The sequence below is a fragment of the Caballeronia arationis genome, assembly GCF_001544975.2.
Classification (GTDB): Bacteria; Pseudomonadota; Gammaproteobacteria; order Burkholderiales; family Burkholderiaceae; genus Caballeronia; species Caballeronia arationis.
On record NZ_FCOG02000098.1, the window covers coordinates 1 to 22,598 of the forward strand.

34 protein-coding genes and 2 pseudogenes are annotated in these 22,598 nt (G+C 56.2%); 31 read left to right on the forward strand and 5 right to left on the reverse strand.

Annotation, left to right across the window (positions count from 1 at the left end; genetic code table 11):
• Positions 1-339: pseudogene (locus tag AWB81_RS45935) on the forward strand (IS4-like element ISCku4 family transposase); the annotation flags it as partial.
• 37 nt (positions 340-376) lie between these two features.
• On the opposite strand, the gene AWB81_RS31790 reads toward AWB81_RS45935, so the two are convergent.
• Positions 377-1,159 (reverse strand): C1 family peptidase, encoded by a 783-nt coding sequence (locus AWB81_RS31790; RefSeq protein ID WP_062641059.1) that lies wholly within the window; start codon positions 1,157-1,159, stop codon positions 377-379.
• 73 nt (positions 1,160-1,232) lie between these two features.
• Between AWB81_RS31790 and AWB81_RS31795 the strand changes: the two genes are divergently transcribed.
• The 11 genes from AWB81_RS31795 to AWB81_RS31845 all read left to right on the forward strand — a co-directional run bounded on the left by AWB81_RS31795 (position 1,233) and on the right by AWB81_RS31845 (position 6,481).
• On the forward strand, positions 1,233-1,745 hold the full coding sequence (locus AWB81_RS31795) for a hypothetical protein (RefSeq protein ID WP_062641061.1): 513 nt from the start codon (positions 1,233-1,235) through the stop codon (positions 1,743-1,745).
• The gene (locus AWB81_RS31800; RefSeq protein WP_062641063.1) at positions 1,745-2,284 is read left to right on the forward strand and encodes a hypothetical protein; all 540 of its coding nucleotides are present in this window, start codon (positions 1,745-1,747) and stop codon (positions 2,282-2,284) included. Before AWB81_RS31795 ends, AWB81_RS31800 begins: the two co-directional genes overlap by 1 nt.
• A gap of 102 nt (positions 2,285-2,386) precedes the next feature.
• Complete coding sequence (locus tag AWB81_RS31805) at positions 2,387-2,587, forward strand: hypothetical protein (protein WP_062641065.1); 201 nt, start codon at positions 2,387-2,389, stop codon at positions 2,585-2,587.
• 45 nt (positions 2,588-2,632) lie between these two features.
• Positions 2,633-2,839 (forward strand): hypothetical protein, encoded by a 207-nt coding sequence (locus AWB81_RS31810; protein ID WP_062641067.1) that lies wholly within the window; start codon positions 2,633-2,635, stop codon positions 2,837-2,839.
• Positions 2,840-2,859: 20 nt separating this feature from the next.
• Positions 2,860-3,270, forward strand: a complete 411-nt coding sequence (locus AWB81_RS31815) for a hypothetical protein (RefSeq protein WP_062641069.1) — start codon at positions 2,860-2,862, stop codon at positions 3,268-3,270.
• 79 nt (positions 3,271-3,349) lie between these two features.
• A complete protein-coding gene (locus tag AWB81_RS31820) occupies positions 3,350-3,805 on the forward strand; it encodes a lytic transglycosylase domain-containing protein (RefSeq protein WP_062641071.1) in 456 nt (151 codons plus the stop codon).
• 66 nt (positions 3,806-3,871) lie between these two features.
• On the forward strand, positions 3,872-4,810 hold the full coding sequence (locus AWB81_RS31825) for a hypothetical protein (protein ID WP_144444219.1): 939 nt from the start codon (positions 3,872-3,874) through the stop codon (positions 4,808-4,810).
• Positions 4,811-4,940: 130 nt separating this feature from the next.
• Positions 4,941-5,135, forward strand: coding sequence for a hypothetical protein (locus tag AWB81_RS31830; protein WP_144444220.1), 195 nt, complete (start codon positions 4,941-4,943; stop codon positions 5,133-5,135).
• Entirely contained in the window at positions 5,132-5,347 is a 216-nt protein-coding gene (locus AWB81_RS31835) for a hypothetical protein (RefSeq protein WP_062641077.1), read from the forward strand. Before AWB81_RS31830 ends, AWB81_RS31835 begins: the two co-directional genes overlap by 4 nt.
• Positions 5,348-5,355: 8 nt before the next feature.
• Entirely contained in the window at positions 5,356-6,060 is a 705-nt protein-coding gene (locus AWB81_RS48885) for an NUMOD3 domain-containing DNA-binding protein (protein ID WP_087135323.1), read from the forward strand.
• Positions 5,987-6,481 (forward strand): hypothetical protein, encoded by a 495-nt coding sequence (locus AWB81_RS31845; RefSeq protein WP_062641079.1) that lies wholly within the window; start codon positions 5,987-5,989, stop codon positions 6,479-6,481. The genes AWB81_RS48885 and AWB81_RS31845 overlap by 74 nt, the downstream gene beginning before the upstream one ends.
• A gap of 334 nt (positions 6,482-6,815) precedes the next feature.
• On the opposite strand, the gene AWB81_RS31850 is transcribed toward AWB81_RS31845, so the two are convergent.
• Positions 6,816-7,664 (reverse strand): alpha/beta hydrolase, encoded by an 849-nt coding sequence (locus AWB81_RS31850; protein ID WP_235026006.1) that lies wholly within the window; start codon positions 7,662-7,664, stop codon positions 6,816-6,818.
• A gap of 938 nt (positions 7,665-8,602) precedes the next feature.
• A complete protein-coding gene (locus tag AWB81_RS31855; protein ID WP_144444221.1) occupies positions 8,603-9,142 on the reverse strand; it encodes a hypothetical protein in 540 nt (179 codons plus the stop codon).
• Between the two features lie 399 nt (positions 9,143-9,541).
• Here AWB81_RS31855 and AWB81_RS31860 point away from each other — a divergent pair, with 399 nt between their 5' ends.
• A complete protein-coding gene (locus AWB81_RS31860; RefSeq protein WP_062641083.1) occupies positions 9,542-10,474 on the forward strand; it encodes a hypothetical protein in 933 nt (310 codons plus the stop codon).
• A 201-nt stretch (positions 10,475-10,675) separates the two neighbouring features.
• On the opposite strand, the gene AWB81_RS31865 is transcribed toward AWB81_RS31860, so the two are convergent.
• The gene (locus AWB81_RS31865) at positions 10,676-11,764 is read right to left on the reverse strand and encodes a YagK/YfjJ domain-containing protein (protein WP_144444222.1); all 1,089 of its coding nucleotides are present in this window, start codon (positions 11,762-11,764) and stop codon (positions 10,676-10,678) included.
• 194 nt (positions 11,765-11,958) lie between these two features.
• On the opposite strand from AWB81_RS31865, the gene AWB81_RS31870 reads away from it, so the two are divergent.
• From AWB81_RS31870 to AWB81_RS31940, 18 genes are all read left to right on the forward strand, one after another.
• Positions 11,959-12,351 (forward strand): hypothetical protein, encoded by a 393-nt coding sequence (locus tag AWB81_RS31870; RefSeq protein WP_062641087.1) that lies wholly within the window; start codon positions 11,959-11,961, stop codon positions 12,349-12,351.
• Between the two features lie 225 nt (positions 12,352-12,576).
• Complete coding sequence (locus AWB81_RS31875) at positions 12,577-12,939, forward strand: hypothetical protein (RefSeq protein WP_062641088.1); 363 nt, start codon at positions 12,577-12,579, stop codon at positions 12,937-12,939.
• Positions 12,940-12,950: 11 nt separating this feature from the next.
• Positions 12,951-13,118: a hypothetical protein gene (locus AWB81_RS45940; RefSeq protein ID WP_159938964.1), complete on the forward strand. Its 168-nt coding sequence runs from the start codon at positions 12,951-12,953 to the stop codon at positions 13,116-13,118.
• 98 nt (positions 13,119-13,216) lie between these two features.
• Positions 13,217-13,471, forward strand: coding sequence for a hypothetical protein (locus AWB81_RS31880; RefSeq protein WP_159938965.1), 255 nt, complete (start codon positions 13,217-13,219; stop codon positions 13,469-13,471).
• 145 nt (positions 13,472-13,616) lie between these two features.
• A complete protein-coding gene (locus tag AWB81_RS31885; protein WP_144444224.1) occupies positions 13,617-14,087 on the forward strand; it encodes a hypothetical protein in 471 nt (156 codons plus the stop codon).
• 66 nt (positions 14,088-14,153) lie between these two features.
• Positions 14,154-14,300 (forward strand): hypothetical protein, encoded by a 147-nt coding sequence (locus AWB81_RS45945; protein WP_159938966.1) that lies wholly within the window; start codon positions 14,154-14,156, stop codon positions 14,298-14,300.
• 75 nt (positions 14,301-14,375) lie between these two features.
• Positions 14,376-14,600 carry a hypothetical protein gene (locus tag AWB81_RS31890; RefSeq protein WP_062641094.1) on the forward strand — a complete coding sequence of 75 codons (225 nt, stop codon included), beginning with the start codon at positions 14,376-14,378 and terminating at the stop codon, positions 14,598-14,600.
• A 5-nt stretch (positions 14,601-14,605) separates the two neighbouring features.
• Positions 14,606-14,911, forward strand: coding sequence for a hypothetical protein (locus AWB81_RS31895; RefSeq protein WP_062641096.1), 306 nt, complete (start codon positions 14,606-14,608; stop codon positions 14,909-14,911).
• Between the two features lie 14 nt (positions 14,912-14,925).
• Positions 14,926-15,072 carry a hypothetical protein gene (locus AWB81_RS45950; RefSeq protein ID WP_159938967.1) on the forward strand — a complete coding sequence of 49 codons (147 nt, stop codon included), beginning with the start codon at positions 14,926-14,928 and terminating at the stop codon, positions 15,070-15,072.
• 135 nt (positions 15,073-15,207) lie between these two features.
• On the forward strand, positions 15,208-15,408 hold the full coding sequence (locus tag AWB81_RS45010; RefSeq protein ID WP_144444225.1) for a hypothetical protein: 201 nt from the start codon (positions 15,208-15,210) through the stop codon (positions 15,406-15,408).
• 57 nt (positions 15,409-15,465) lie between these two features.
• Complete coding sequence (locus AWB81_RS31900) at positions 15,466-15,675, forward strand: hypothetical protein (protein ID WP_062641098.1); 210 nt, start codon at positions 15,466-15,468, stop codon at positions 15,673-15,675.
• A gap of 14 nt (positions 15,676-15,689) precedes the next feature.
• Entirely contained in the window at positions 15,690-16,091 is a 402-nt protein-coding gene (locus AWB81_RS31905; RefSeq protein ID WP_062641099.1) for a hypothetical protein, read from the forward strand.
• A gap of 323 nt (positions 16,092-16,414) precedes the next feature.
• A complete protein-coding gene (locus tag AWB81_RS31915; protein WP_062641104.1) occupies positions 16,415-16,729 on the forward strand; it encodes a hypothetical protein in 315 nt (104 codons plus the stop codon).
• A 34-nt stretch (positions 16,730-16,763) separates the two neighbouring features.
• Positions 16,764-17,726, forward strand: coding sequence for a HigA family addiction module antitoxin (locus AWB81_RS48545; protein ID WP_327372826.1), 963 nt, complete (start codon positions 16,764-16,766; stop codon positions 17,724-17,726).
• A complete protein-coding gene (locus AWB81_RS31925) occupies positions 17,723-18,265 on the forward strand; it encodes a hypothetical protein (protein ID WP_062641106.1) in 543 nt (180 codons plus the stop codon). Before AWB81_RS48545 ends, AWB81_RS31925 begins: the two co-directional genes overlap by 4 nt.
• 725 nt (positions 18,266-18,990) lie before the next feature.
• On the forward strand, positions 18,991-19,746 hold the full coding sequence (locus tag AWB81_RS31930; protein WP_062641108.1) for an NUMOD3 domain-containing DNA-binding protein: 756 nt from the start codon (positions 18,991-18,993) through the stop codon (positions 19,744-19,746).
• Between the two features lie 264 nt (positions 19,747-20,010).
• On the forward strand, positions 20,011-20,505 hold the full coding sequence (locus AWB81_RS31935; protein ID WP_062641110.1) for a hypothetical protein: 495 nt from the start codon (positions 20,011-20,013) through the stop codon (positions 20,503-20,505).
• Between the two features lie 191 nt (positions 20,506-20,696).
• Positions 20,697-22,046 carry an IS4 family transposase gene (locus AWB81_RS31940; RefSeq protein WP_087135326.1) on the forward strand — a complete coding sequence of 450 codons (1,350 nt, stop codon included), beginning with the start codon at positions 20,697-20,699 and terminating at the stop codon, positions 22,044-22,046.
• Between the two features lie 238 nt (positions 22,047-22,284).
• On the opposite strand, the pseudogene AWB81_RS45955 reads toward AWB81_RS31940, so the two are convergent.
• A pseudogene (locus AWB81_RS45955) lies at positions 22,285-22,598 on the reverse strand (hypothetical protein); the annotation flags it as partial.

Here is a 22,598-nt window from a genome sequence, read left to right on the forward strand (position 1 = left end):
AACGGCGATCAATACCTTCATCGCGAGTCGCCCGAGTACCGCGACGCCGTCAAGCGCAAGACCCACGCTTATCACGTCTTCATTCAGGCTGGCATCGTCTGCCAGGGACTGCTTCAGTACCTGGCAGCGGTATTCCCTTCACTCGTCTGGAGTTCCTTTGGATCCTGGCTGCGCACCATCCGTCCCGGCATCCCTCCATCGGAGTTGGTTGTCGCCAGTGCACTACGACAATGCCTGCCCGAATTTCTCGTGAATAGCGCCAAAACCAATTTCTTCGCGAAATTCATCGCCGAAAGGCAGGACCCTGACACCTTCGAGATGTTCCGACTGGCCACATAACCCCAAGACTGTGCCGAACTCGGCACTCTTGAGTGCATCAGCTGATCTTCTGAATAATCCAGAAGTCTTCGGCCAGGTTCGCGTTCAGCACGTAGTTGAACGGCAGGTAGAAGTACCCCGCATCGCCCCATTCCGGTCCCCAGCTGTTGCGGAAGATGAAGACCTCCTTGTCGAGGTCGTATCCCACACACAGCACCGCGTGTCCGCCCAGACACTGCTCGTAGCCCACTTGCGGCATCGGCACCACGCCGGTACGAGCCACTTCCTCCGATTCGAAACTCTCGAAGACCTGAATGCCCATCACGATCGGGCGCTTGAACACGGCGAGGCAATGCGTGATTGCGTCGAGGTTCTGCGCAACGCTCTGGTACTGCAGCGCGCGGCGATTCATCGCGTCGGTGTAGGCCTCAAGCGACGGCTTGATCGTGAACTGGCTCGGGTCGTATGGCCATAGATCTTCCTTGGCCACACCGTACTGGGCGATCGCCTTGATGCCGTCGCGAATCTCTGCGCCAGCGTCTTCGTAGATCGTGCCTTCGATCGCACGCTCGTTGTAGTAGACGAACAAACGCGAGAGCTGCACCACCTGCTCTTGCTGAACGTTTTCTTCGTACTCCAGCGCGCCCACGATGGCGTGACCCGTGCAGGAACCGAGATCACCCTGGTTCTCGATTGGCGAACATAACGAACGAAGGTCCACGCGACGAGGTAGCGTCTCCGGCGGAAGCGGCGCGGTCAGGTGCAGGTGGTATTTGTGGTCGCGGGAATCATGCTTGTCCTTGCGACGGCGATACGGGTGCTTGGAAACAACTTGCGTCATGTGCTTTTCCTAGAAGGTGAAACAAGGTGAAGCACATGATTTCTATTAAGCATTTCTAACAAGGAACAACACAATGAAATTGCATCTTGATAAGCGCGTCATCGAAGAGTTCTTCGGACACGAAACGGCACTCGGCATCCGCTATGTCGATGAAAAGGGCAAGATCTTCACGCCGACGCAGATGACGGAGTACTACGTCCGACACGGAAAGCCGATGGGAGGCGTGGAGTCGCAGTTCCCGGACGGCACGGATGCCGTGCGATGCACGCACTACGCGATGCAGGTCTATCGCCGCTTTCCGTCACACACTCAGATCTTTGGCTTTACCAACGAGGCCAATCCAGATTGCGATTTCGCGAGAAAGGAATGGCATCCGGGCGGTCACGATTTCGCCATCCTTGACGGACGCTGGTTGGTTGATCCGTGGGCGCGTCACGTAGCTGGCGCATACGACGAGGTTGTCTACGATCTCAACGACCCAGCCGATGCAGCGCTGGCGCGCGAGCGCTATGGCGCGCGTGAAAACTGGAGGCACATGACCGGCGCCGAAGAACTCGTTGGCTGGAACGCGCAGGGAGGGGTGTAATGGAAATCTTCCGACTGGAGAATTATCGCGAGCAAGACCTAATGGTCGACATCATTCGCGATCTGGGCAAACGCAATCTGCCAAACATCGGCGTGTTCGAGTCCGACAAGCTGCGCCTGCGGAAAAAGCCGGTGACGTCTCTCGCGATCTCGCCGGAGAACCTGCATGCGATGGTCTCCGTTGACGCAAAGACGGGCGCAACGCACCTCTACTTCAGAGGAGTGCCGGATTACAAGCCGGAGTTGCTGGACTTCGGCAGCTACACGATGATCCCCGACACGCCGCACGACCTTGTGGTGAAAGGCGCTTCGGCTCTTATCGCCCGGTTCTTCTTCCACACGCGCAACTGGTTCAACGATCCTCGCTTCGTTCAGCAATGGGACGAGTTGATTTATCCAGACTTCCGTGACAGCGACGCGGGAGCTGCATCCTATCTGGCGCACTTGGCGAACTTGCGGGCAGTCCGAGACGCCGCTGCGATCGAAGCGCTGGCTAAGGCAAGCGATGCCACAGAGACGACCGCATGTCCTTCCGCGTGATGGAACTGCACGTTCTTTCGCGCTTTTCGTTCCAGTAAGAAGCTTGTGTTAATTCGCAAGTCAACCGAAACCCGAATTACTTCCCTTACGAGGTCAAGAGCTATGAAGAAGATTGCCCGCATCATCAAGACCGTAGTCGATGCGACGAAGCCGTACGACGTTCCGGAGGACCACGCCTTCAGCCGTCAGAGCATCGAGGAACAGAAGTCCCTGGGGATCGCTGCCGCTAACGACGAAGCGAGGGAACCGGCAAAGCTATCAGACGCGGCGCAACCCTTGAACCCTGGTATCAAGCCCGCTTAAGACGAAGGCAACGGTTCCGGCACTTGAAGAAATGGAGAACGCCGCGTGACTTATCGCATCATTATCAGAATCGATGTGGTCAATGAGGACGGTGACCCCGTGAGCCATAAGGGCTTTGCAGCAGTCCCGGGACGCTCTCATGTCCCGCTGTCGGCAACGCAAGAGTTCAGCGCGCACGTCGGCGTCGCCGACGCACATCAGCGACTGAACGATCTCGTCAGGCTAGTCGATGCAGCGAAGAACCTACGGTGAATGATTAACGAGAAAGCAAAATGACGACTCGATACAAGATGGTTTGCCCGCATTGCGGCGGCGAAAACGTCTCTAAAGATGCAACTGCTCGTTGGGACGTGGAACAGCAATCCTGGTTGATCAGCGGGATGCACGACGGCGAGCACTGTGACGACTGCGACGTGGAGCTGAAGCGCATCCTCGAAGTGGAGATCCCGCTGGATCAGGCGGTGATGGCGCCGTTCTCTGTCGATCAGATGAGCGCGATGGAGGAGGACTGTGGCCTTCCCGGCGGTGCGCTTGACGACAAATACAACCCGGAAGGCGACGGCGAACACCCCGTCATCTCGCGTCAGATGTGGCGCCAGGCCGTTGAGCAGCACGAGACGATCAGCGGCTACTGGGATTGGACCGCCCACAAGATCGCAGAAGAGACAGCGCCGCAGGGGTAAGCAGCAACATACATCGACAACAGCCGCCTTCGGGCGGCTTTGTTCATTTTGAACGACAACAAAAGGAATAACCAGAAAGATGGTAGCAACGACACTCAGAATTTTCCTCGCTCTCCTCGTACTGGCTTTCGCAACAACGACCTGTCGCGCGGACTGCTTTGACAGCGCGGGCAAAGTCCATCATGTCAGCCCCACTGTCTTGCGCGCGATCGCCAGAGTCGAGAGCGGCAACAACCCGCGTGCGGTCAACCGAAATCGAAACGGGACGGTCGACCTGGGCATGATGCAGATTAACTCGATTCACCTGCGCGAGCTGAAGAAGTATGGCGTGAAGCGCAAAGACTTGATGAACGAGTGCAAGAACATCTATACAGGCGCTTGGTTATTGCGTCGGAAGATGGATGCACACGGCAACAACTGGAAGGCGGTTGGCGCTTACCACTCAGAGACGCCGAAGTTCCGTCGCCAGTACGCAAGGCTCGTCGAGAAGCAAGTCGACAGGATGGAAGCGGTGCGGATCATGGCGTCCAATTAATCGATGTAGTCGGGGCTGCGTGCCCCGGCAATCGTATGTGACTTCTCTTTTTTTTTCGGGTGACGCATGCGACAACTACAAAGACAAGGGCTGGTGGCGGCCATGGAAGATTATCGTCCACAAGTCGAGCCAGGCCAGAAGGTTGCGGTGGAGGGCTTCATGGAGTTCATCCATGACCTGTTCTCGAAGAAGGTCGGTCCTATCCGCAACGATGATCTGAAGAACATCTGGTGGAAGATGGACAAGATTGAGGCCCTTGTCCGCGATACGATTGCGAACGAGCAATGGGTCGCCAAGCACTACAGCCACCGTCCTATCAAGCTCGGCAAGAAGGACCTCAACGAGTTGGTCGTCAACGGCAAAATTGTTAAGCCGATCGTGGCCATGGACAACGCCAAGAAGCTCGTCGATATGCTTGATCACGCGCAGAACAGCAATGGTGAGTTCGACCGCTTCAACAAGGAGCTGCGCAAAGCTCAGGAAGATATCGAGAAGTTCTACGAGTCGCAGCACCCGCCGAAAGTTGAGGCTGTGGAACGCTACGCTGAGGAAGTCATCAAAAAGATCCAGGTGCCAGGCCCGAAAACGAACGATCACATGAAGCATGTATGGGGTCCCCGTCAGAAGCACTACCAGCACGTCGCGACCCTGCACGGAAGTGAGCTGCCGGAGTTGTCGCAAGCTGAGGTCGTTCAGACCGGCAAGGCCGTTTTGACGGCGCTGGAGGATGTCAAACGCTACGAGAAAGCAGCGTGGAGACAAACGAGCAACTACGGGGCGGACTGGGGCGAATGGAAGTTCTTTGAAGACTCGGACGGCTACGACGCGGAGGACCTGCGTGTAGGGCCGATCGGTGACTTCTTTTACTACCAGGGCTTGCCGACAGACTGCGCCGAAGAAATCACGATGGCGGCACACGACTTCAAGGACGCGGTTGTGTCATCGATCGCATGGACGACGCTGCTTTGTGGCGGTGAGAAAGTGTTTGGCGACGAGGTCCAGTAACCTCGTTCTGTATGGAGGGTCGGGGGTGCTATCCCCGACCCTCTTATGCCGGTATTTTTTTGCTGCTTCGTTTCATGCTCTGAACGACCTTGTGGTCGACCCCCTTTCATTCAAGCATGAGACGAACAACATGAATACGCCCAACCTGTTCTCCGTTCAGCAGCTCTGCGAGCACGCGACCACCATGCTGACGCAGCAGTCCGGTCGCTGGGTACCGGCGCGCCCGCTCGGCTTTCAGGGACTGTTCTTCCGACAAAGGCTTCGGCTCGCGTGGGCGGTTTTCACCGGCCGCTGCGACGCCGTCCACTGGAACACGAAGCCATGATCGTCAGAAACAATAAGCGCTGGCTGAAAGTTATCGCTATGGGCAAGCGGGCGCCGCGACATAACGTCGGCGTCTACTGCATCGTCAACTTCGACTTCAGCAAAGTAAAGACGCTTGAGGTGCGGTTCAAGCGCACTAAGCTGGGAGCGAAGCATAAGAACCGGCGCTGGAGCAATCGCCTGTGCTGCCACATCAGTCCGGGACGCTATTAAGGAGCATCATGAGCAGCGAGAAATTATTTGCTGCCTACGCAATCACGCACTTGGCAACGGGAAACGTGTACGTGGGCAGCACTGGTGACTACCGCCGGCGTGAAGCGAACCATCTGTCGCAACTTAGACGTGGTGCCCATCAGAACCACGCTCTTCGGGCTGCCTTTGCTTCCGACCCACACATTCTGATCGATGTGCATCTAGCTACTGATCGGGACGAAGCCTATGCGATAGAGCAAGCGATGCTCGACTCGTGGGGGGCGAGCGGCTGTCTGTTCAACATGGCGACCGATGCAAGGTCCTCGGCAATAGGTCACACGCACTGGGTAGGCAAGAGGCATTCTGACGAGACGCGACAGAAGATAGCTCGGTCCCGTCAGTTGCGAGAAAGTTCGGAATCGGAGAAAGCACGGCTACGCGTACTCAGATTGGGAGTCGGCCATACCGACGAAACAAAAGCACGCATGGCGGAAAGTCACCGAGGAAAGCCGTCCGGGGCAGCTCGGGCTGTCTGTATCGACGGCGTCGACTACGCCTCCGGATTGGCTGCTGCGCGCGCTTTGAATGTTTCTGCGTTTTTTGGTTCAGAAAAGAATCAAAAGTCCGCAATTCCCGAACTGGTCAAAGAAAGGGGAGTAAATGGCAACCTTCTATTTAGACACAGAGTTCAACTCGTTCGGCGGCGATTTGATCTCGCTAGGCCTCGTGCGTGAAGACGGCGTCGGCTTGTATCTTGTCCATCCTCAGCTGCCGAGTTACACCGACTGGGTGGCGGAGAACGTCGTGCCGGTGCTGTGCAATGTGCCGACGCATGTAGGCATCAACCTCGCGAACTGGTCCGATCAACGCGATCCCTCCGTGAAGCTGGGCCCGGAAGGCTATTACATGCCCACCACGGCGAACTATCTCCAGCAGTTCTTCGCCGGTGATTCCGCACCGCACGTCATCGCGGACTGGCCGGACGACATCAGGTATTTCTGTCAGGAGTTGATTACCGGCCCGGGCACGATGATCAACATTCCAGGCATCACATTCGAAGTGGTGCGTGTGGATGCGTGGCCGAACAACATCCCAGGGGCGATTCAGCACAATGCCTATTGGGATGCCGTCGCGCTGAAGACATTTTTCGATTAACCTGGACCTTTTCAACGGTTCGCGCCACCGGATCCATCAGATAGAAAACGCGCATCATTCGTCTCCGAGTGCGGCAAGATGCGCCCCAGACCTGGTCGAGCCGTCGGCAAACCCGCCGATGAGGAGTGGCCGGTAGGGAGCATGAGTAGATGGTAAAGCAATCTGCACGCCCACGCTTTTGGCGACCCTGCAGTGGCTAGGGCGTAGGCTGTCCCTTTACGGCCTGACATGAGACGATCGGGCGGTGCACTGAACTCGGATGACGACTAGTCTACAGGTACACGTAAGCGACCGTGGCTGGGCCACGTTCGTTGTATTGCGGAGGCCAAGCCTACTATTTAACGAAGACCCAGTACTTCGGTGCATCTTGAGACGGTTTCCCCTGCAAGCAACAACGCTTGGCAGCTGGCAGCTGGCCATTGATCAGATACCACATGTCGGCCAACACGCTACGCCTGTCGCCATAATACGAGTGCCCGATGAGGTCCGTGTCGGTGTCCGATGCGTCGACCGTCTCGATGCCATTGGTGACGATCAAATGCTCGCCAGATTCTCCGGCACGTGCACCGCCATGAAGCCGCTTAGACGCCGCCAGCGCGCGATCGTTAGAGGACGCGTAGAGAGTAATCGGCGCACCGAGCGTCCGCAGGGCTGGCGCGATCTGCTCGTTAAACTCGATTGCGCCGATATCCGGCGCGGCAAGGATCACTTCCTTGATCCGCCTTACTTCTTTGACGTCCGTTTGCGCCAGCGCCATTAGTGCATGTGTGAGGCCCCGAGTTCCCATGCTGTGTGCGATAAGGTAGATGTTGTCAGCGCCCGACTGCTTGAGCACATCACGCAAAAATTGTAGAAGATGCGGCTCGGTGTCAACAATCGCTTGCTCATCCGCCATATAGCTCACTAGTTGATCTTGAGACGGCCAGCTGAAAAAAACAGGAATGCCTTTAAACCCAAGGTCATATGCCATCTGCGCTGTCCGCCGCGCTGCGTCCTGGAAGCCGACGTTAAAGCCGTGGACAAATACGAGCAGACTTTTTGTGGGTGCCTTAGAGACGTCGGTTCGTAAAGTGGAAAAAAATTCAGCCGACGACATATTTCTCGTCCGCAGAACCATCACGTCAAACTGCGGCTCTTGCTCAAATCTCAGATGCCACCACGATGGCGTTTCAAGTCGGCCCATTCGGTGGTCACGTGGGATACTTACATCGACGTTGCCGTAACTGATCGCGCTCGAGCGTGTGGAACCAAACGTGGAAGGCCCAGCCTTCTCCCGGTCGGTCGCGAATGCGACCGTTACGGCTATAAAGTCGCGAGGCGCACCCGAACACTCGATATTTTCCTCACCCGAGGGAAAATGATGCCACAATGAGCATCCCGTTCCGCGGGAAATCTTATACGGGCCTGGGTGATCATCTGGGCGCGGCGGCAACTGAGTGCTTACCTGGAGGCCAATCGCGTCGCGACCCGGCTCGTCCGGTGTGACGAATTGTCCACACGCCGCCAGGAAAAATATCGCTGAACCGCTAACCAACCGTTTGACTCGTCTCATGACTTTTGCTTTGTCTCCAGTCATTCGGTCTCGCTGATGTTCGCCGCAAGCGCCATTCACAAACGATAGGCTCCCTGCGCCGATCGACCGGTCGATTTTTATTTGAGAATGTATCCAATCGCACGTTAGCACTTCAGTCAGCTGCGTGTCTTTGTGCTCGATGAGGACAAGGCAGTGCGTGAGGAGGCGTGAAGACTACTGGAAGGCATTCGGTGTGTCCCACCCGAGTGACCAGTCCGTATTAAGCGTTACGTTGATGCCCGAGCAACGGCCAAACTTAACTGCAGGGCCGAGTTAAAAGATGACGTCTACAATAGGCGCCGTACCCGCTCACCGCGCGCCCCATCCGACGCGGCCAAAAAAAATTTAGGGTAGCAACGTCAGGTTCGTACCACTTCGGCTGGTGAGGCGCGGAGCTAGCGACGGGAGGCGGTTCGAATCCGTGAAGTGCACTCTGTGTGCCAAAGACTGGTATAGACGCCCGGGCTTCGGCTCGGGTTTTATGCCGCCTCTTCGGTCTTCGGCCTTCGAGGTGGTCCGAGTGGACGCGTGGCCGAATAGCAAAAGACCTATTTCTGTTCGCGCCGAGCAGGCGTCTTGGGATTTTGAGCCGGCGAAACGCCCGCCCTTTGCACCCGTACTCTGCCAGCAGAAGCGCCCGCCCGCTCCTTCAGATGCTCGTGAAGATGGACAACGCTGCGATCGGTTGATGCTTCACCTGCGTGTTCAGCGCGCGACGCGTAGGCTGCGCGCTGAGTGAGAAAACTCACCGCACCACTTGCAGCCTCAAGCGTCCGGAGTTGCTTTGCAATGTCCTCGGGAATTTCGCCGCCTGCGCCAACGATGCCCTTGCCCGCAAAGATCCGCTCAGATGTTTTACCGCCGCAAGTAAATCGAAAGCTAAAGAAGGATTGGGACCAAGGTTCGTCAAGCGCCCCTTCATCAACCACGAGAATATCGACTGACGAATCAGGGTCGAACGAGTGAGTCCAGAGCGTGGTCAGGTCATGCTCTTCCCCGCCCAAGATATCGGCCGCCCGGTCAAAACCATCTCGGACCTTTTCAACGGTTCGCGCCACCGGATCTATTAGATAGAAAACGCGCATCATTCGTCTCCGCGTGCGGCAACGCTTTGGCCTCGTCGAATCGTCGCAAAACCTCTCCGAAAAACCGGTCGGGCGTCTGGCACTTGCCCACGAGGCACTTGCAGCGCCCGCCCTGGCAGGGATAGGTTCATTGTAGACAGTACAGAGCAATCTGCACGCCCACGCCGTCGTGCTGACCAGCGCGCGTCCCTCGACGTAGGGTCCTTAAACCGCCCTGCGCACGATCCGAGCACCGCAAAGGCCTTCCACGGCCTTCGCGCCGGATTGCTTCCGGTAGGCCCGCAACCGCGGCTTCGCCGATAGTTGTTGAATCATCCCGACACCTTCGCTTTAATAGGTTTACTTGACCGAGGGCAGTTCAGCCACGGGGCGATTCAAACTTGTCGGCTATCGGAGGGGCGCATGAAGAAAATCCATTTCGAGTACAGTGGGACCGCCTTCCTCGGCATCGCGGAGAGTGCACAAAAATCCTGTCCCCTCGGACCGGATTTTGTGGAAATCGGTGCCGAGGTTATAGACCCCGAGACTGAGCACGCGGGGGAGATTTTCCAGGCGTACAGGTTGACGCTTGATCCCGAATTGCTGACCTTCATTCTTGGCGGCGTTGCTTTTATCGTGGGTGCAGCGGTTAAAAAGTACGTAGAACTTTGGGTGGAGACGTTTTTTAAACAGAGACGCGAGCGCGTGAACCCGTCTCCTCAAATCCTCCATGAGGAGCTTTGTCGGTGGCTATCGGCAACCCTACAAGACGCTGCCCTACTTGCAGAACAGGACAAACGCCAGGGCATAAAAACACGAGGGGCACGAATTTATATCAACGTTCCTGCCGAGACGACGAAAGTTCGAACTTCAGGCAAATTTGTTTTTTGGCTTACCTACGAATTAGTCGCCGATTATCCCGTCGATACAGATAAGGATGTTTTTTACAATCGCTGGTTCTTGCCATTTCCTAACATAGCCGTTCCGTTTATTGAACATCAGGCTGAAGAGAAGATTACTATTCTCGCCAGGCTCGGTAGTGCCCCGTCAATGCACGCGGACTGGCAGGTCCTAGCCGGTTCGATGGTCATTGGTATGTCCTGTGACGGAACAGTTTCATGTGACGGCGAATCACCGTTTCATGACAAATTCGTGGAGTATTTAAAGAACCACCCCCCCTTTTTGTTCGACCCGACGACGTCGCTCCTCCATTGGCGATCTTGCAGGACCATGGCGGGCAAAGCCACTGTCCCGATTTCGATGCGAGAGGGTGCACTCGGCGTCACTTCCTGCCCGATATGCATGCCGCCGCAGCAGAGCAACACGGGACACGACCGACCGCCTCAAATGTCCTGAATCGCCGGCGACTCTCCCTCGGGCTTGCTAGCCACCGCATCGACTGAAGTCCATGGCGCCCATCGCTTCCGTACCCTTGCACGCGCCTTCGGACCAATGAGCAGGAAGAGAGAGAGATCGACAAAGCCTGGCGTGCCGGCTTGCAGAGATCGAATCGCATCGATCTGGGAATCATGGTTTTTAACGATAACGTATCGATATCTAGGGTCTTTGGGGGCACGGCCCCCGGACTTTACGCCGCGTGCTCGCTTCTCGGCGTATTCCCTTTATCAAATGTCCGCCCCCTGCTGGAACACTCAGCTTGATATATCGATCGAGTTTCGTCATGTACTGAATCGGATTTTTCAATGCTGTCGAAGACGCGACCTTTCCCGTTCCCGGTCGTCTGACTTCACCGCCCACTGAATCGTTCCAGTTGAAATACGCACCCTTCCCTTCTGTAATACTGCTCGCCCATTGCTCGCCAATCAATTTCGCGATTTCGACATCGCTGCGTAAAGTCTTGGCCGGAAAGAAAAAGAGCCAATGATACCGGTAAGAACTTTGAAGGCCGTGTTCCAGCTTCCACGAATAGCCCAGCATATTCTCTGGAAACCAACGGCGCATGTGTACAAGCAGTTTCTTCCGGTGATTTCCCGTTTCGTCAAAAGAGATTTTCCGTGCGGTTCGCGATGAATACGTGATGCGTTCGGTATAACCAAGATCAAGGCGGACCGCCTGCATTGCGCCGTGTTCCTCTACGAGCGCGTCGACATAATCGGACAGGCTCTTGTGATTCTTGTTCACTGGCCGGATAAACTCCCCTGCCGCTTTTTTGGCGTCCTGGCTTGCCAGTTCTTTGCGGATTTCGACCAGGGTGAAATTCACCTTAGAGACGATTTGCTCGAGAATATCATTGGGCACCGAACCCGGCGAGAAAATGAAGAACCGATATTCGTGAAAGATCGGTACCCGTCTCATGAATATCTCGATGAGAGGATGAAACCGATGCTGCGGGAAAAGCTGGTGCGCGAGATGGACGTTGATATTCAACCAGCTGCGAACGAGTAATGTCAGCCTGGAAGAAGGGACAAATCGAATGCCGCTATGGGGATTCTCACGCAAGGTGAGCACATCACCGACGTGTTTGCGCAGCCGCTCGGCCAGCTCGAACAGCTCCAAGAACTGCCCGACGAGCTCGTTCTCCTCCTGTGCGCTGTGCCGCTGAACCCGTCCCTTGCTGTCGAAGAAGATATGCGCGCGCTCACGTAACCCCTGATCCACGTTGCGCTGAAGCCTGCTGGTTACCACGTAAACCCTACCGTCCGGCAAAAGGACGGAATCTTACTTAGTTCCAGCGTGTGGTGTCAAGTTAGGGCTTAAGTTGCGCGCTCAGCCTTACCCGTTATGGCTTCATCCAAAAACAGCCGAAACGAACCCGAATCGAAAGTTTTCCGGGACCCCATCGTATGCAGACTTCCCTGCGAAACCGATGGAGGTGTTTCATGTTTCTTCTGCTTTGCGCGTTCGGTGCGATGATCGCGCTCCAGTTTACGAGCGGCATCGGTCAGTGGATCAGCGCCAACCAGCAGGCGACCCAGGCGGTTAGCCAATTGCAAGGCTTGGCCGCCAAGATTGGGCTGGCACCGTCACTCATCACCACGCGGGTTCTGGTGATCGCCTTCTTCGTCGCGCTTTTCGTGCTGAAGATCGCCATCCCATTCTGGGCTCCCCTGATTCCGGGTTTGTATTACCTCTACAAAACCGGCGCGTATCTGATTCTGTGGAAACAGTTTTGGGCGAAGGCCGAACAGGTCGTGAGTGAGGACGGTCCGATTCCCGACGCGAGTCAGGCTGCGGCTGCGGCCGGCGTCGACGTTTCGACGATTCAGAAGTAATCGATCGAAAGCCAGAGAGGGATGTTTCCCTCTCTGGCATTTATGCCGTTTTCAGACCTATATCACTACCTTGAGATTCCGGGTAATTCTCACCACCCATTCGAATCCAATGACGGACACTAACCCATTTCATTGCTTATCATGCTCAGCGCACTCTTCGAATACTTCGCCAGTGTTTCCCAACAGGCAATTCAATGTGAACCACCGCACCGAGGTCGCGTTGAGATGACTCACTTCGGACGCTACACGCTCGTCACGAGTGAAGTTAATGGCGTAATCTTCCGACGCTGGTTTTTGGACCAGTCGCCGATTTACTCGTATTACATCGAGACTACTGAACGCCGTCATCTCGTCGCAGCCGTTTATAAGTCGGGTTGTAAAGTCGGCGAAGTGGCTGAATTGCTCGGACTGACCGATTCTGCCGTCTCGGCCGATCTGAAGTTCATGCGCGCCAATTACCCGGATCAGGTTGAGCCGCAGGTAAAGGCTGAGGACGTCACGGCTCCGGATCAGATTCTCAAAAACACCACTGCGATGAAGCCGCAGGCGTATCAACCGCAGGCCGATTGGTCCGCGGCGATTTTCTGATAGAGGTAGTTATGGCGATCGACTTCCGTAATTCCCTCGTTCTAGCAAAAGCCAATGCCCCGATTGAAATCCACTCCCCAGATGGTATGGACGCACATGTCTGGACATGGATCGAAGCTTATGAGCGGTATGAGGCAGATGGCGACGCAGCCATCGTCCGACAATACTTCAGGCATTGACCGATCCGGTCGATAACCACCAAACAACTGCCTCATTGAGGAGCAACATGTTTTCCATTCGGGGCCGTCGCATCCCGCCGGTCGTCGTAACGTGCGCCGTGATCTTCATCGCGATCAATGCGTTTCAACACCGTCGCCATGACGGTCCGCAACAACTGCGTGATGTTCTGGAAGACGTCGTGCACGACGGCGGCACGATCGTGCGGTGTCAGCAAGGAATCTGCAAGGACATGAATGACGGTGAGGAAGTGGGGAATGGGCGAGACGGTTTTTACGTTCTCTTTCCTCAAGCCGCCGACACAGAGCAGAAACTGAGCAAGTATCAGGAGCGCGTGCGGCGCGCCATTTTGTAGTTTTCCCGAGTAGTTCCGGTATTGGCAGACGGCATAGGGATGCGAGCCTCGCGCTCGCTTTTTATGCCGTCTTTTCTTTTTCGACTTAAAACAGCGATTCTAGAAAAACTCAAACATATATTCCCGGCGTGAATCAAGAACCAATTTGGATCTGATTTCAACTTCCAAACCACTGAAAAGGAGAATCACCATGTTCGCATCCCTCGCTAAGTTCGCTTTCGACGCTGCTCAAGAAAACGCAGAGAACATCGACACCGGCAACACGACGACGACTCCCAACCAGGATTCGTCGACGATCTTCACGGAAGACAACGTGAAGTACGCAGCAATCGGTCTCGGCGCCGCAGCCGTTGTGGCTGGCGCGGCCTACTGGTACGCCAACCGCGATAAGGCTGAAGCGCCGAAGAGCGACGCAATGGCCACCGAAGGTAAGACGGACGACGGCAAGAAAGACGAAGCGAAGCCGGCCGACGCGAAGGCAGCTCCGGAAGCCACGGCGAAGAGCGACGATCCCGAAGCGCGCAAGAAGCAAGCTGAAGAGGATCTGAAGAAGTCGATCGCCGCCGCACAGGAGCTGCTCAACAAGGGTAACAGCGGCGAAGCGAAAGCTGCCTGAATTGAATCGGTTCCTCGGAATCGTCACCACCATCAATCGTAGTAATCCTAATCTAAGGAGTAAGTCATGGGTAGCTTTGCACGTTCGTTTGGCGGCGCAGCCGGTTTCATCCTCGGCTGCTATGCCGCCTACAAGGTCGTACAGAAGGCCGAGCAGTACTTCAACCGCGACAAGAGCGCCCCGGCGCAACAAACCCAGTCGACCGCTTCGTAAGAGCAGTCACCTTTGATGAGCACGGGGTGGGCGCTTGCTCACCCGGCTCTATCCATCAACGCAAGGAGAAACAAGATGCACGCAGTAATTTCAGCGATCGAGTACCTGCTGATTCAGATGGCGATGAGCGGCGAAATGCTGTTGTTTGTCCTTGCGCTGATCGTGATCATGGGCTTTTTCGTGATCCCCTTTATCGCCGACAAGCTGACCTGGCGCACCGCTCAAGAGGAAGAATGGGTCAAAGCCGCAATGGCCAATCTTCAGCGCGCTATCTCTGACAACCGTACCGCTATTCAATAACCATCATGCAAACCGAAGCCCAACTGCTGCGCACGATCCACGAAGCGAAGGCGGTCCTGCACGACCTTCAGGATGAGTGCCACCCGCGCCCGCCGCGAGCCGAGGAGCGACTCCTCCGTGCCGAAGAAACGATCGAGGCGATGGATGTCGCGGCCGCTTTGCTCGCGCAAATCGAGCAGGAACTCGACAAGCTGAATGGCACGGACAAGTGGCCCAAAGCACTCGAGATCGCATTCAATCCCTGCGACCTGGACGGATATCACCTTGTCGCCGAGTACTACCGCCGCCTGGATGCCATCCGAGCTCTCTGAAACAAGGACGAATCATGGATGACTTTAACGATGGCATGTCGAACGGTGCCGCGATCTGCTACTTCGCCGCTGGCGTGTTGCTCGCCCTCTCCCTCCCGATCGTGCTGAAGGTCGGTAAGGACGAGGAAGCGAAGAAGAACGAAACGAAAGATCCCAAGTAACTCAAGGAGTAGCAATGGAGAAAGCACTAAAAGCAGTCGGCTATGTCGGCGTCGGGTTCCTGTTCGGCTTGGCGGTCAAGACGATCTACAGCGGAACCTTCAAGTACGACACCAAGTAATCCTCGGAGAGCGACCATGAAGGAACGTCCTCCAATCGTGTTCGGCCGGAAGGTGCCGGCCGATTCGTTGAAAGCCATATCCGCACCTGCTCAGGCGCCCGCTGTAAATAAATCCCGAGAACCAAACACTATGACCGCCGCGGAAGTTTCGATCCGCCTCTTCGGCGCGTTCGTCAAGAAGGATCCGGGGCGCAAACATAAGTCCGCTCACGAATAGCACCGTCCCCAGGGCCACTCATCGTAGTGGCCCTTTTCTTTTTGCACGAGGCAATCGATGAAGAACTACCAGCAAACGCCCAAGCAAGTTCGCACGCAGAAAAAGAAGCTCGAACTGGCGAAGCGAGCAGTGGCGCACTCGACGCCTCGCTTCAACCCCCGTGAGGCTTGGGGACCGCGTCTGAAGATCGGCGGCGTTCCGGTCTCAACACTGAACGACAAACAGCGCGTCATCGATCGCTTTTACCGCCGTTGGTTTCATTTCTAACCAGGAGCGTTCTCATGCTGAACACTATTTTCTCGTTCGTCCAGTCGAACTTCACCAATCTCTCACCGGCTCAATCGGTTTATCTCGCGCTCGTCGCGATGCAGATCGCGTTGACAGCTCCGTACCTGATCTGGATGTACCAGAGCAAGACCGGCCTGGCGGTGTTCGTGCGCAACGCGCGTTACGCCACGTATCAGCGCTTCACCGGCAAGGCAGTCTGGAAACTGGTCGCACAGTTCGGTGGCTGCACGGTCATCTCGCTTGGCAGCCTTTTCCTCATCCACTGGTACGCGGCACTCATGGTATCCACCTTGTGCTGTGTCGTGTCGATCGCTCACATGGGCTACACGCTGGGTCGCCTTGCTAAGGAACCTGTCGAAGAAGCTCGTGATCGCTCGGTGCTCACGGTCGCATAGCCACAAGGAGAGCGCCATGGTTCGAGTGTTCAGTGCTACGCCAGTGTTTGCGTCCTTCCACGACTACATGCGAAGGGCGATGCAGCAACAACCCCGACCGGTCTCCCACCAAGTGGCGAAGGCGCAACTGCAACCACTGGAGTCCTGCTCCGTGGTGATCTCTGACGAGGCGCGTCGACGCCTCGCTGCAGAGCAGTCGTGCCCGACCCACTGGGACTGGGACATCTAGGATTCGTTGCTTTGAACAGTTCGCTTCGCGTGGACTGTTTTTTTTTGGTCAGTCCCGTCGATGAATCCTTTGGATATCCCTTCGGAGAATGACCATGTGGCAAACACTCAAGAACCTCGTAACCATGGCCAATGCCCGCGCCCTTCTCAAGAAGACGGCTGGCGACATCTTCACCAACTGGAATGGTGACGTCGATCCCGCCCGCCTGATCGGCTACGGCTTCGTGATGCTGGGCGGCCTCGAGTTCCTCGGACTCACGCTCTACGACACGCTGCATTCCCACCACTTCGACAGCATGAGCTTCTCAACCGGGATCGTAGCGATCTCGGGTGCCGTAATGGCGGCCGCCGGCGGTGTTCGCTGGAAACAAGGCTCGGAGGTCCCGATGCCTCGTGACGGTGAGAAGTAACCAACACCTCAATCAACGAAACAAGCAGATGGCAATGACAACACAAGACAAGAATCCGCAGATCCCAGCTGCGAGACTGACGGACCTCGACGAGTACGGTCCCCATCTCGAGTGGTTCGGTCACTGGACCGACTTCCCAATCGGTTCCGTATTTTATTCCGTGCCGGGAAAGCACGCCGAAGAAGTCGCACCCAATCCGCTTCTGTTGACGCCGAGGACTTACGGCGGTTTCCATGGCGCGTTCTACGTCACGAAGCGGCGCAAGCCGACGGAGCAAGAGATCTTCGATGCCGGCGTTCGCTCAGGCCTAGTGCGCGGCGAAGAAGCAAAGCCTGCGCAAGCCATCGAACGCATCAAGGCGTTCTTGGATGCCTATGACACGACGGACATGGGCGACGGGATCATGGGCGTCATCTTGGAAGGGGACAGGACAGTCGACCTTTTGGCGAGCGATCTGCGCAAGATGTTGGGTTTGGCTGAAGCGCCCAGGAAGAATGAGACGTGCAAGCCCGGCGGTTGCAGCGCGATCGGCTGTGAGGGTGGCCACTATTGCTTTCGCCCAGACGGTACGCCCATCGTCGTTACGCCGGAAAAGCGACAAGAGCTTGATCGTGCCCTCGCCGGCGTCTTCAACATCGCGTTCCCAGGCGAGGCGTGCGCAACTTCGTCGACCGTCGAGGTTGATCCCAAGGCACCGCCCCTGACGTTAGACGTTAGCCCGCGCCAGTTCAATCCTCCACACCCGGGCGAGACGCTGCGCGAAGACATCATTCCCGCAAAAGGGATGACGGTGGCCGCAGTCGCATCGGTACTCGGTCTCGCCGAACCCGATCTGCAGGCGGTACTGGATGGAAAAGCGCGGATCACAGCCGAGCTGGCGAATCGTATCGAGTTGTGGCTGGGTGCGGAGACGGGCGGTCGCGCAGAGGTGTGGCTCGCCCTGCAGGCCGACCACGACCTTTGGCAGCTTCGATCGGGCAAAGGAGGTGCAGCATGAAACCAGCAAACTACGGACCGGTGTACTGCGCCCTTTACCCGCAGTTGGCGGAGATTGCCCGTAAGCATGGCTGGGCCCTCGCCATCCATGGCAGCCTCGCCCGGGACTTCGATTTGGTTTGTATCCCGTGGACCGAGAAGCCGGGACTGCCCGCAGAGGTTGTCACGGAGATCACCGAGTCGTTTGCAATCACCACAGTTGACGAGCCCAATGTGACTCATCACGGAAGGGAGCGCTGGACACTGAGCATTTCTTTTGGTGAATGCGCGATCGATCTGTCGTTCATGCCGCGATTGATCTTCCCGGGCGTCAAGCCAGATGCAGAGTGGCGAGACATCTGCGAAATGCTCGAAGTCGCCAACGCAGGACTCTCGCAACAGAATCAGCGTTTCAGGCGTCAGATTACGGAGCTCTCAGACGCGGAAGCGTTCATCGAACACCTGGGCGAGCAGCACGAGTTCGAGATTTGGCGAAAGAAGCACGGCGTCACAGCTGCGCTTCCAGACAGCAATAAGACGGATCCAGTAAAAAATGCCTAGACCCTTATCGTATGCGACGAGGCAGACTCAGTCTGCTTTTGTTGATACTGATGGTCTAGATACTGTCTGATGAGCGGTGCAAGTCCGCGGCAAGGAGAAGGCATAGGCGCAACGCTGATGGCCGGACCCATGCTCAGGTGAAACGCCTGCGAAATCCTGAGTGGCACCGAGACCCCGCTAAAGCCTCGGGTAGTTGTTAGTGATCTGCGCATCCAGCCGTACCCGTCGCGAGACGCTACGTGCACTGTCGTGAGACAGCGAAATGGTGCGCTCTAGGGACGGGAATCCCTTTGTTCACTGGCTGTTTTAGTTGCTCAGGGTAACAGTCGACCTTAATGAACCACCGGTTTCGGAAACGCTTGTCTCAGCGGACTGTCAGGAGGCCCACTTCTCCTCCTGTACCGGTATGCCTGGGTGCATCCCAGGAAGTTGTGCCTCGTGCGTGTGACGCCGTGCGGTGCGTCCATGCAGCTGATCGAGCCACGCTCTCAGTGCGCAGCCTGTAGAAGACTGTTGCGTTCTGTGCGAAGAGTTGCACACCTTCGTAAGAGTCAGCGTCCCACAGACGCTGGAAGCAGGGTAACGCTATCAGAACGGTTGTCTCCCCGTGAGATAGAAGGATCTGCTTCACGCCAGTCTTTTATGGGAAGCGCATTAATCAATTCGAATGCAAAGCGCCTGAGACACATATTACCTTCCTGATCAACCGTCAGGAGATTTCAGCAATGTGTGTCGAGAAACAGTCAGAGATTTTCGAGATTGGAACGCCCCCGGAATTGTCTGGCGTCTACATCATCTTTCATCGCACCGGTGTTTATATTGGCTCGACGAGGAACTATCAGCAGCGTCGCAAAGTGCACATCAGCACGCTGAAGCTAGGCAAGCACCAGTGCCATGCGCTGCAAGAGGCCTTTAATGATGATCCGAGTATAGCGTTCGAATTCGTTCAGATAGTACCGGAACGAATCTTCGAGGAAGAATCGAGCCTCCTCGGCTTCTACAGATCGAAGGGCGTCAACGTTTTTAATCGTGGCGGTAACGATGCGCAGTTTCCGACGCTTGGCGTTTCTAGGTCGGAGGATCTTCGAGCCCGTATTAGAGAATCGGTTCGCGAGCTTGGATATAAGCACACGGACGAGGCTCGAGCAAAGATAGGTGCGGCAGCCGCAAACAGGACCGTGACCGCGGAGCATCGAGAGAAGCTGCGACAATCACTCACCGGCTTCGTTCACTCGGACGAGTTCAAAGCGAAGATCTCTGCAGCAACGAGAGGTCGTGTCCTGTCCTCAGAGACGAAGGCAAAGCTTAGTGCAGCCGCGGTCGCGCATCGGAGGGCGAACTCCCGCCCGGTCCTTATCGACGGAGTCAAGTACCTCGGTATCTGGGATGCGGCCGACCGTCTTGGACTGACTAAGAAAACGGTCGAAACCCGTATTTATAGCCGCAGCGAAAGTTTCAAAAACTGGAATTGGGCTGAATAAATCGGCTGGGCTGGGGCAATCCTAGCCTTGTACTCATTTCAGTCGAATCGGGGCGCCATGCCGACCTAGTGTCCTTTTTCACAGAGGACACTGCGAGGGCATGGCAGTAGTGTGATCACTGGTTTTCTGACCACAGTCGGCGCCGAGCGCGCGCGTAACGGACATACCAAAACCCAAGTGATCTGACTCCTTTGTCTTCAGGCGTACAAAAAAGGGACAGGGGACCCCGCCCCTGTCCCGTATGCCCTTTTGCGCGAATACAACATGACTAGCAAGTTGCTTTACCACGGTTCCGGATATAATCAAAAAGAGTTGATGCCGGGGTTTAAACGCACCGGTAAAATCGTCCGCTGGGATGAGACTGAATCGAATGAGTGGCTCTACGCCACTACTGACAAGCAAGAGGCGATTGGCCAAGCCTTCGCCTCCATGATGGAAAAGACGCACGGCACGACGCGCTATAAAGCCCACGGCAACGTTATCGAGCTTACCGTTCCCGAAAATCAAATCCCTCCGCGCGGAGAGATTGAAAAGCTCACCCTCTTTCTTTACACAATCGTAAGCTTGCCCCACGACTGCTGGGTCAAAAACGACAATGCACACAACAAGCTGCTAACCGAGTGGAAGACACAATCCACGATTACGGCCGGCGTTATCTCGCAAGAACAGATTGATCTTGTCACCTGGCTCGCACCGAAGAAACTGATGTTCGCTTTCGACGATGACGAGAAGGGACGTCCCTCATATCTCGCTTGGTAATAATATCAAAGGGGAGGCCAAGGGCCTCCCTTTATGCCGTACACCCTCAATGCATTTCGTTATACAGATCTTGACCGGAGAGTTCCGGTCGCGAAAAAGCCTGTTTACTTTCAATGAGATAGAGCAGCGCTTGTAAACTGGCGGCGGATCAGCGGCGGATCGCGTTTACTCTCCGCTTTTGAGCGGACGCCTTGGTTACCGAATCGACACCCTGGACGCAAACGGAATTCGGACAACTGGGCCTGGGCGACGCGCGCCTGAACAAGCGAGCGAGGCTTTTGATGGAAAGAATGGCGGCCGACCCGACGGCCAGTGTGCCTCAGGCATGTCATGGCTGGGGCGAAACGATGGCGGCGTACCGCTTCTTCGACAACGACAAGATCGAGTGGCATGCGATTCTGGAGCCGCATTGGCAGCAGACGCAAAAGCGCATGCAAGCCCATCCTGTCCTTCTTTGCCTGCAAGACACCATCGAGCTCGATTTCAATGGTCAGGAGGCGCAGGGACTGGGGCCGCTGACTTACGAAGCACAGCGGGCCCTGTATCTGCATCCGACCTATGCGGTGACGCCGCAACGCGAGCCGTTGGGCATTCTGGACGCGTGGATGTGGGCTCGCGAGAAGAAGGACGAGTCGGGAAAGCGTGGCGGCCCGAAGGAAAGCTTGCGTTGGATCGAAGGCTACGAGCGCATCGCCGAAATGGCGCTGGATTTGCTCTCGACCCGCCTGGTGTATGTGGCAGACCGCGAAGCGGATTTGATGGCGCTGATGGAGCGGGCAGATGCGCTGGGCAACCCGGCCGACTGGCTGGTACGTGCTGCGCATAACCGCAGCCTGCCCGAGGGCGATAGGCTGTGGGAGCGCGCCACGCGCGGCGAAGCGTTGGGAGAAATCGCCTTCACGATGGCCGCGCGTCAAGGCGTGAAAGCGCGCACGGTGCGCCAGCGCCTGTGGCTGCAGCGCGTCGAGTTGCCCGCGAGCAAGGGCAAGTGCATCGTTGCGACATGCCTGGTCGCGCGCGAGTTTGACGCGCCTGCTGGCGTCAAGCCGATCGAATGGCGTTTGCTGACCAACCGTGCGGCCAGCACGTTGGATGAGGCGATCGAACTGATCGACTGGTATCGAGCGCGGTGGGAAATCGAGATCCTGTTCAACATCCTGAAGAACGGGTGCCACGTCGAAGAGCTTCAGTTGGGCACGTTCGAACGGCTCGAGCGCGCGTTAGCACTGTTTCTGGTGGTGGCCTGGCGGGTGGCTCATTTGACGCGGCTGGGGCGAACCTCCCCCGATCTTGACGCCCATCTGTTCTTCGATCCCGATGAAATTCGCGCTGCCTACCTGCTCACGAAAACCCGTGCTCCGGCGCAATCCAAGCTCAATGAAGTGTTGCGACTCATCGCACGCCTGGGCGGATTCCTCGCTCGCAAGGGCGATGGTGAACCCGGCGCGGAAACCATCTGGAAGGGATTCACGACCGTACGCATCGCCGCAGAAACAATGCGTTTGTTACGTGACAACGGTGGTAGCGACACTTGCGTATAAGGAAATGCCCTCAATGCTATTCGTTTATCACTCATACTCCTCATTTTACGGCGGCAGGACACGCCCTGGAAACCCTTATCCTAAAACGAAGGACGCAGCGTATCAACGATGCGTGCGGCCGAGAAGAAACGTTACAGAATTCCGTCTAGCTTCACCGTCCCGTTCATATGGTGGACCCGTTAATCATGAGCGCCCCGAGTCAACAAGCTCAATATTGGGCATCAGTATCCAGCCGATGTTATTCTTCACCGTCATCATTTTCGGCTCCTTTCTCTGTTGCTTTATCACCGAGCGTTCCCTGGTTTTCTGTCGAGGCATCTCCCTTTCCTTCAGCGGAAAGTTTTGTCCACTTTTCGGGCCGCATCGGCTCGAAGAATTGCATCTGGTAATTTAGCTCGCCCCAGAATTGTCGCCTTTCCTCTAGTGTTTCCGGGAGTACATATCCAAGCATCTTTGCTAACGCTGGTAGATACAAGTCAAACGCGCTTTTAACTACTTCACCCCACATAACGGCGGCTGCGACTGCGGCCCGATAGAATAAATTCGCTAATC

Bases quoted from the DNA above. Each gene is read 5' to 3' on its own strand.
- AWB81_RS31855 (WP_144444221.1), bottom strand. From the start codon at position 9,142: ATGATGCGCGTTTTCTATCTAATAGATCCGGTGGCGCGAACCGTTGAA.
- AWB81_RS31820 (WP_062641071.1), top strand. From the start codon at position 3,350: ATGGTAGCAACGACACTCAGAATTTTCCTCGCTCTCCTCGTACTGGCT.
- AWB81_RS31870 (WP_062641087.1), top strand. From the start codon at position 11,959: ATGTTTCTTCTGCTTTGCGCGTTCGGTGCGATGATCGCGCTCCAGTTT.
- AWB81_RS31890 (WP_062641094.1), top strand. From the start codon at position 14,376: ATGCACGCAGTAATTTCAGCGATCGAGTACCTGCTGATTCAGATGGCG.
- AWB81_RS45945 (WP_159938966.1), top strand. From the start codon at position 14,154: ATGGGTAGCTTTGCACGTTCGTTTGGCGGCGCAGCCGGTTTCATCCTC.
- AWB81_RS31905 (WP_062641099.1), top strand. From the start codon at position 15,690: ATGCTGAACACTATTTTCTCGTTCGTCCAGTCGAACTTCACCAATCTC.
- AWB81_RS31935 (WP_062641110.1), top strand. From the start codon at position 20,011: ATGACTAGCAAGTTGCTTTACCACGGTTCCGGATATAATCAAAAAGAG.
- AWB81_RS31805 (WP_062641065.1), top strand. From the start codon at position 2,387: ATGAAGAAGATTGCCCGCATCATCAAGACCGTAGTCGATGCGACGAAG.
- AWB81_RS31830 (WP_144444220.1), top strand. From the start codon at position 4,941: ATGAATACGCCCAACCTGTTCTCCGTTCAGCAGCTCTGCGAGCACGCG.
- AWB81_RS45940 (WP_159938964.1), top strand. From the start codon at position 12,951: ATGGCGATCGACTTCCGTAATTCCCTCGTTCTAGCAAAAGCCAATGCC.
- AWB81_RS31925 (WP_062641106.1), top strand. From the start codon at position 17,723: ATGAAACCAGCAAACTACGGACCGGTGTACTGCGCCCTTTACCCGCAG.
- AWB81_RS31835 (WP_062641077.1), top strand. From the start codon at position 5,132: ATGATCGTCAGAAACAATAAGCGCTGGCTGAAAGTTATCGCTATGGGC.
- AWB81_RS31895 (WP_062641096.1), top strand. From the start codon at position 14,606: ATGCAAACCGAAGCCCAACTGCTGCGCACGATCCACGAAGCGAAGGCG.
- AWB81_RS45950 (WP_159938967.1), top strand. From the start codon at position 14,926: ATGGATGACTTTAACGATGGCATGTCGAACGGTGCCGCGATCTGCTAC.
- AWB81_RS31850 (WP_235026006.1), bottom strand. From the start codon at position 7,664: ATGGGCCGACTTGAAACGCCATCGTGGTGGCATCTGAGATTTGAGCAA.
- AWB81_RS31845 (WP_062641079.1), top strand. From the start codon at position 5,987: ATGGCAACCTTCTATTTAGACACAGAGTTCAACTCGTTCGGCGGCGAT.
- AWB81_RS45010 (WP_144444225.1), top strand. From the start codon at position 15,208: ATGAAGGAACGTCCTCCAATCGTGTTCGGCCGGAAGGTGCCGGCCGAT.
- AWB81_RS31815 (WP_062641069.1), top strand. From the start codon at position 2,860: ATGACGACTCGATACAAGATGGTTTGCCCGCATTGCGGCGGCGAAAAC.
- AWB81_RS31900 (WP_062641098.1), top strand. From the start codon at position 15,466: ATGAAGAACTACCAGCAAACGCCCAAGCAAGTTCGCACGCAGAAAAAG.
- AWB81_RS31930 (WP_062641108.1), top strand. From the start codon at position 18,991: ATGTGTGTCGAGAAACAGTCAGAGATTTTCGAGATTGGAACGCCCCCG.
- AWB81_RS31795 (WP_062641061.1), top strand. From the start codon at position 1,233: ATGAAATTGCATCTTGATAAGCGCGTCATCGAAGAGTTCTTCGGACAC.
- AWB81_RS31790 (WP_062641059.1), bottom strand. From the start codon at position 1,159: ATGACGCAAGTTGTTTCCAAGCACCCGTATCGCCGTCGCAAGGACAAG.
- AWB81_RS31875 (WP_062641088.1), top strand. From the start codon at position 12,577: ATGACTCACTTCGGACGCTACACGCTCGTCACGAGTGAAGTTAATGGC.
- AWB81_RS31800 (WP_062641063.1), top strand. From the start codon at position 1,745: ATGGAAATCTTCCGACTGGAGAATTATCGCGAGCAAGACCTAATGGTC.
- AWB81_RS48545 (WP_327372826.1), top strand. From the start codon at position 16,764: ATGACAACACAAGACAAGAATCCGCAGATCCCAGCTGCGAGACTGACG.
- AWB81_RS48885 (WP_087135323.1), top strand. From the start codon at position 5,356: ATGAGCAGCGAGAAATTATTTGCTGCCTACGCAATCACGCACTTGGCA.
- AWB81_RS31825 (WP_144444219.1), top strand. From the start codon at position 3,872: ATGCGACAACTACAAAGACAAGGGCTGGTGGCGGCCATGGAAGATTAT.
- AWB81_RS31915 (WP_062641104.1), top strand. From the start codon at position 16,415: ATGTGGCAAACACTCAAGAACCTCGTAACCATGGCCAATGCCCGCGCC.
- AWB81_RS31860 (WP_062641083.1), top strand. From the start codon at position 9,542: ATGAAGAAAATCCATTTCGAGTACAGTGGGACCGCCTTCCTCGGCATC.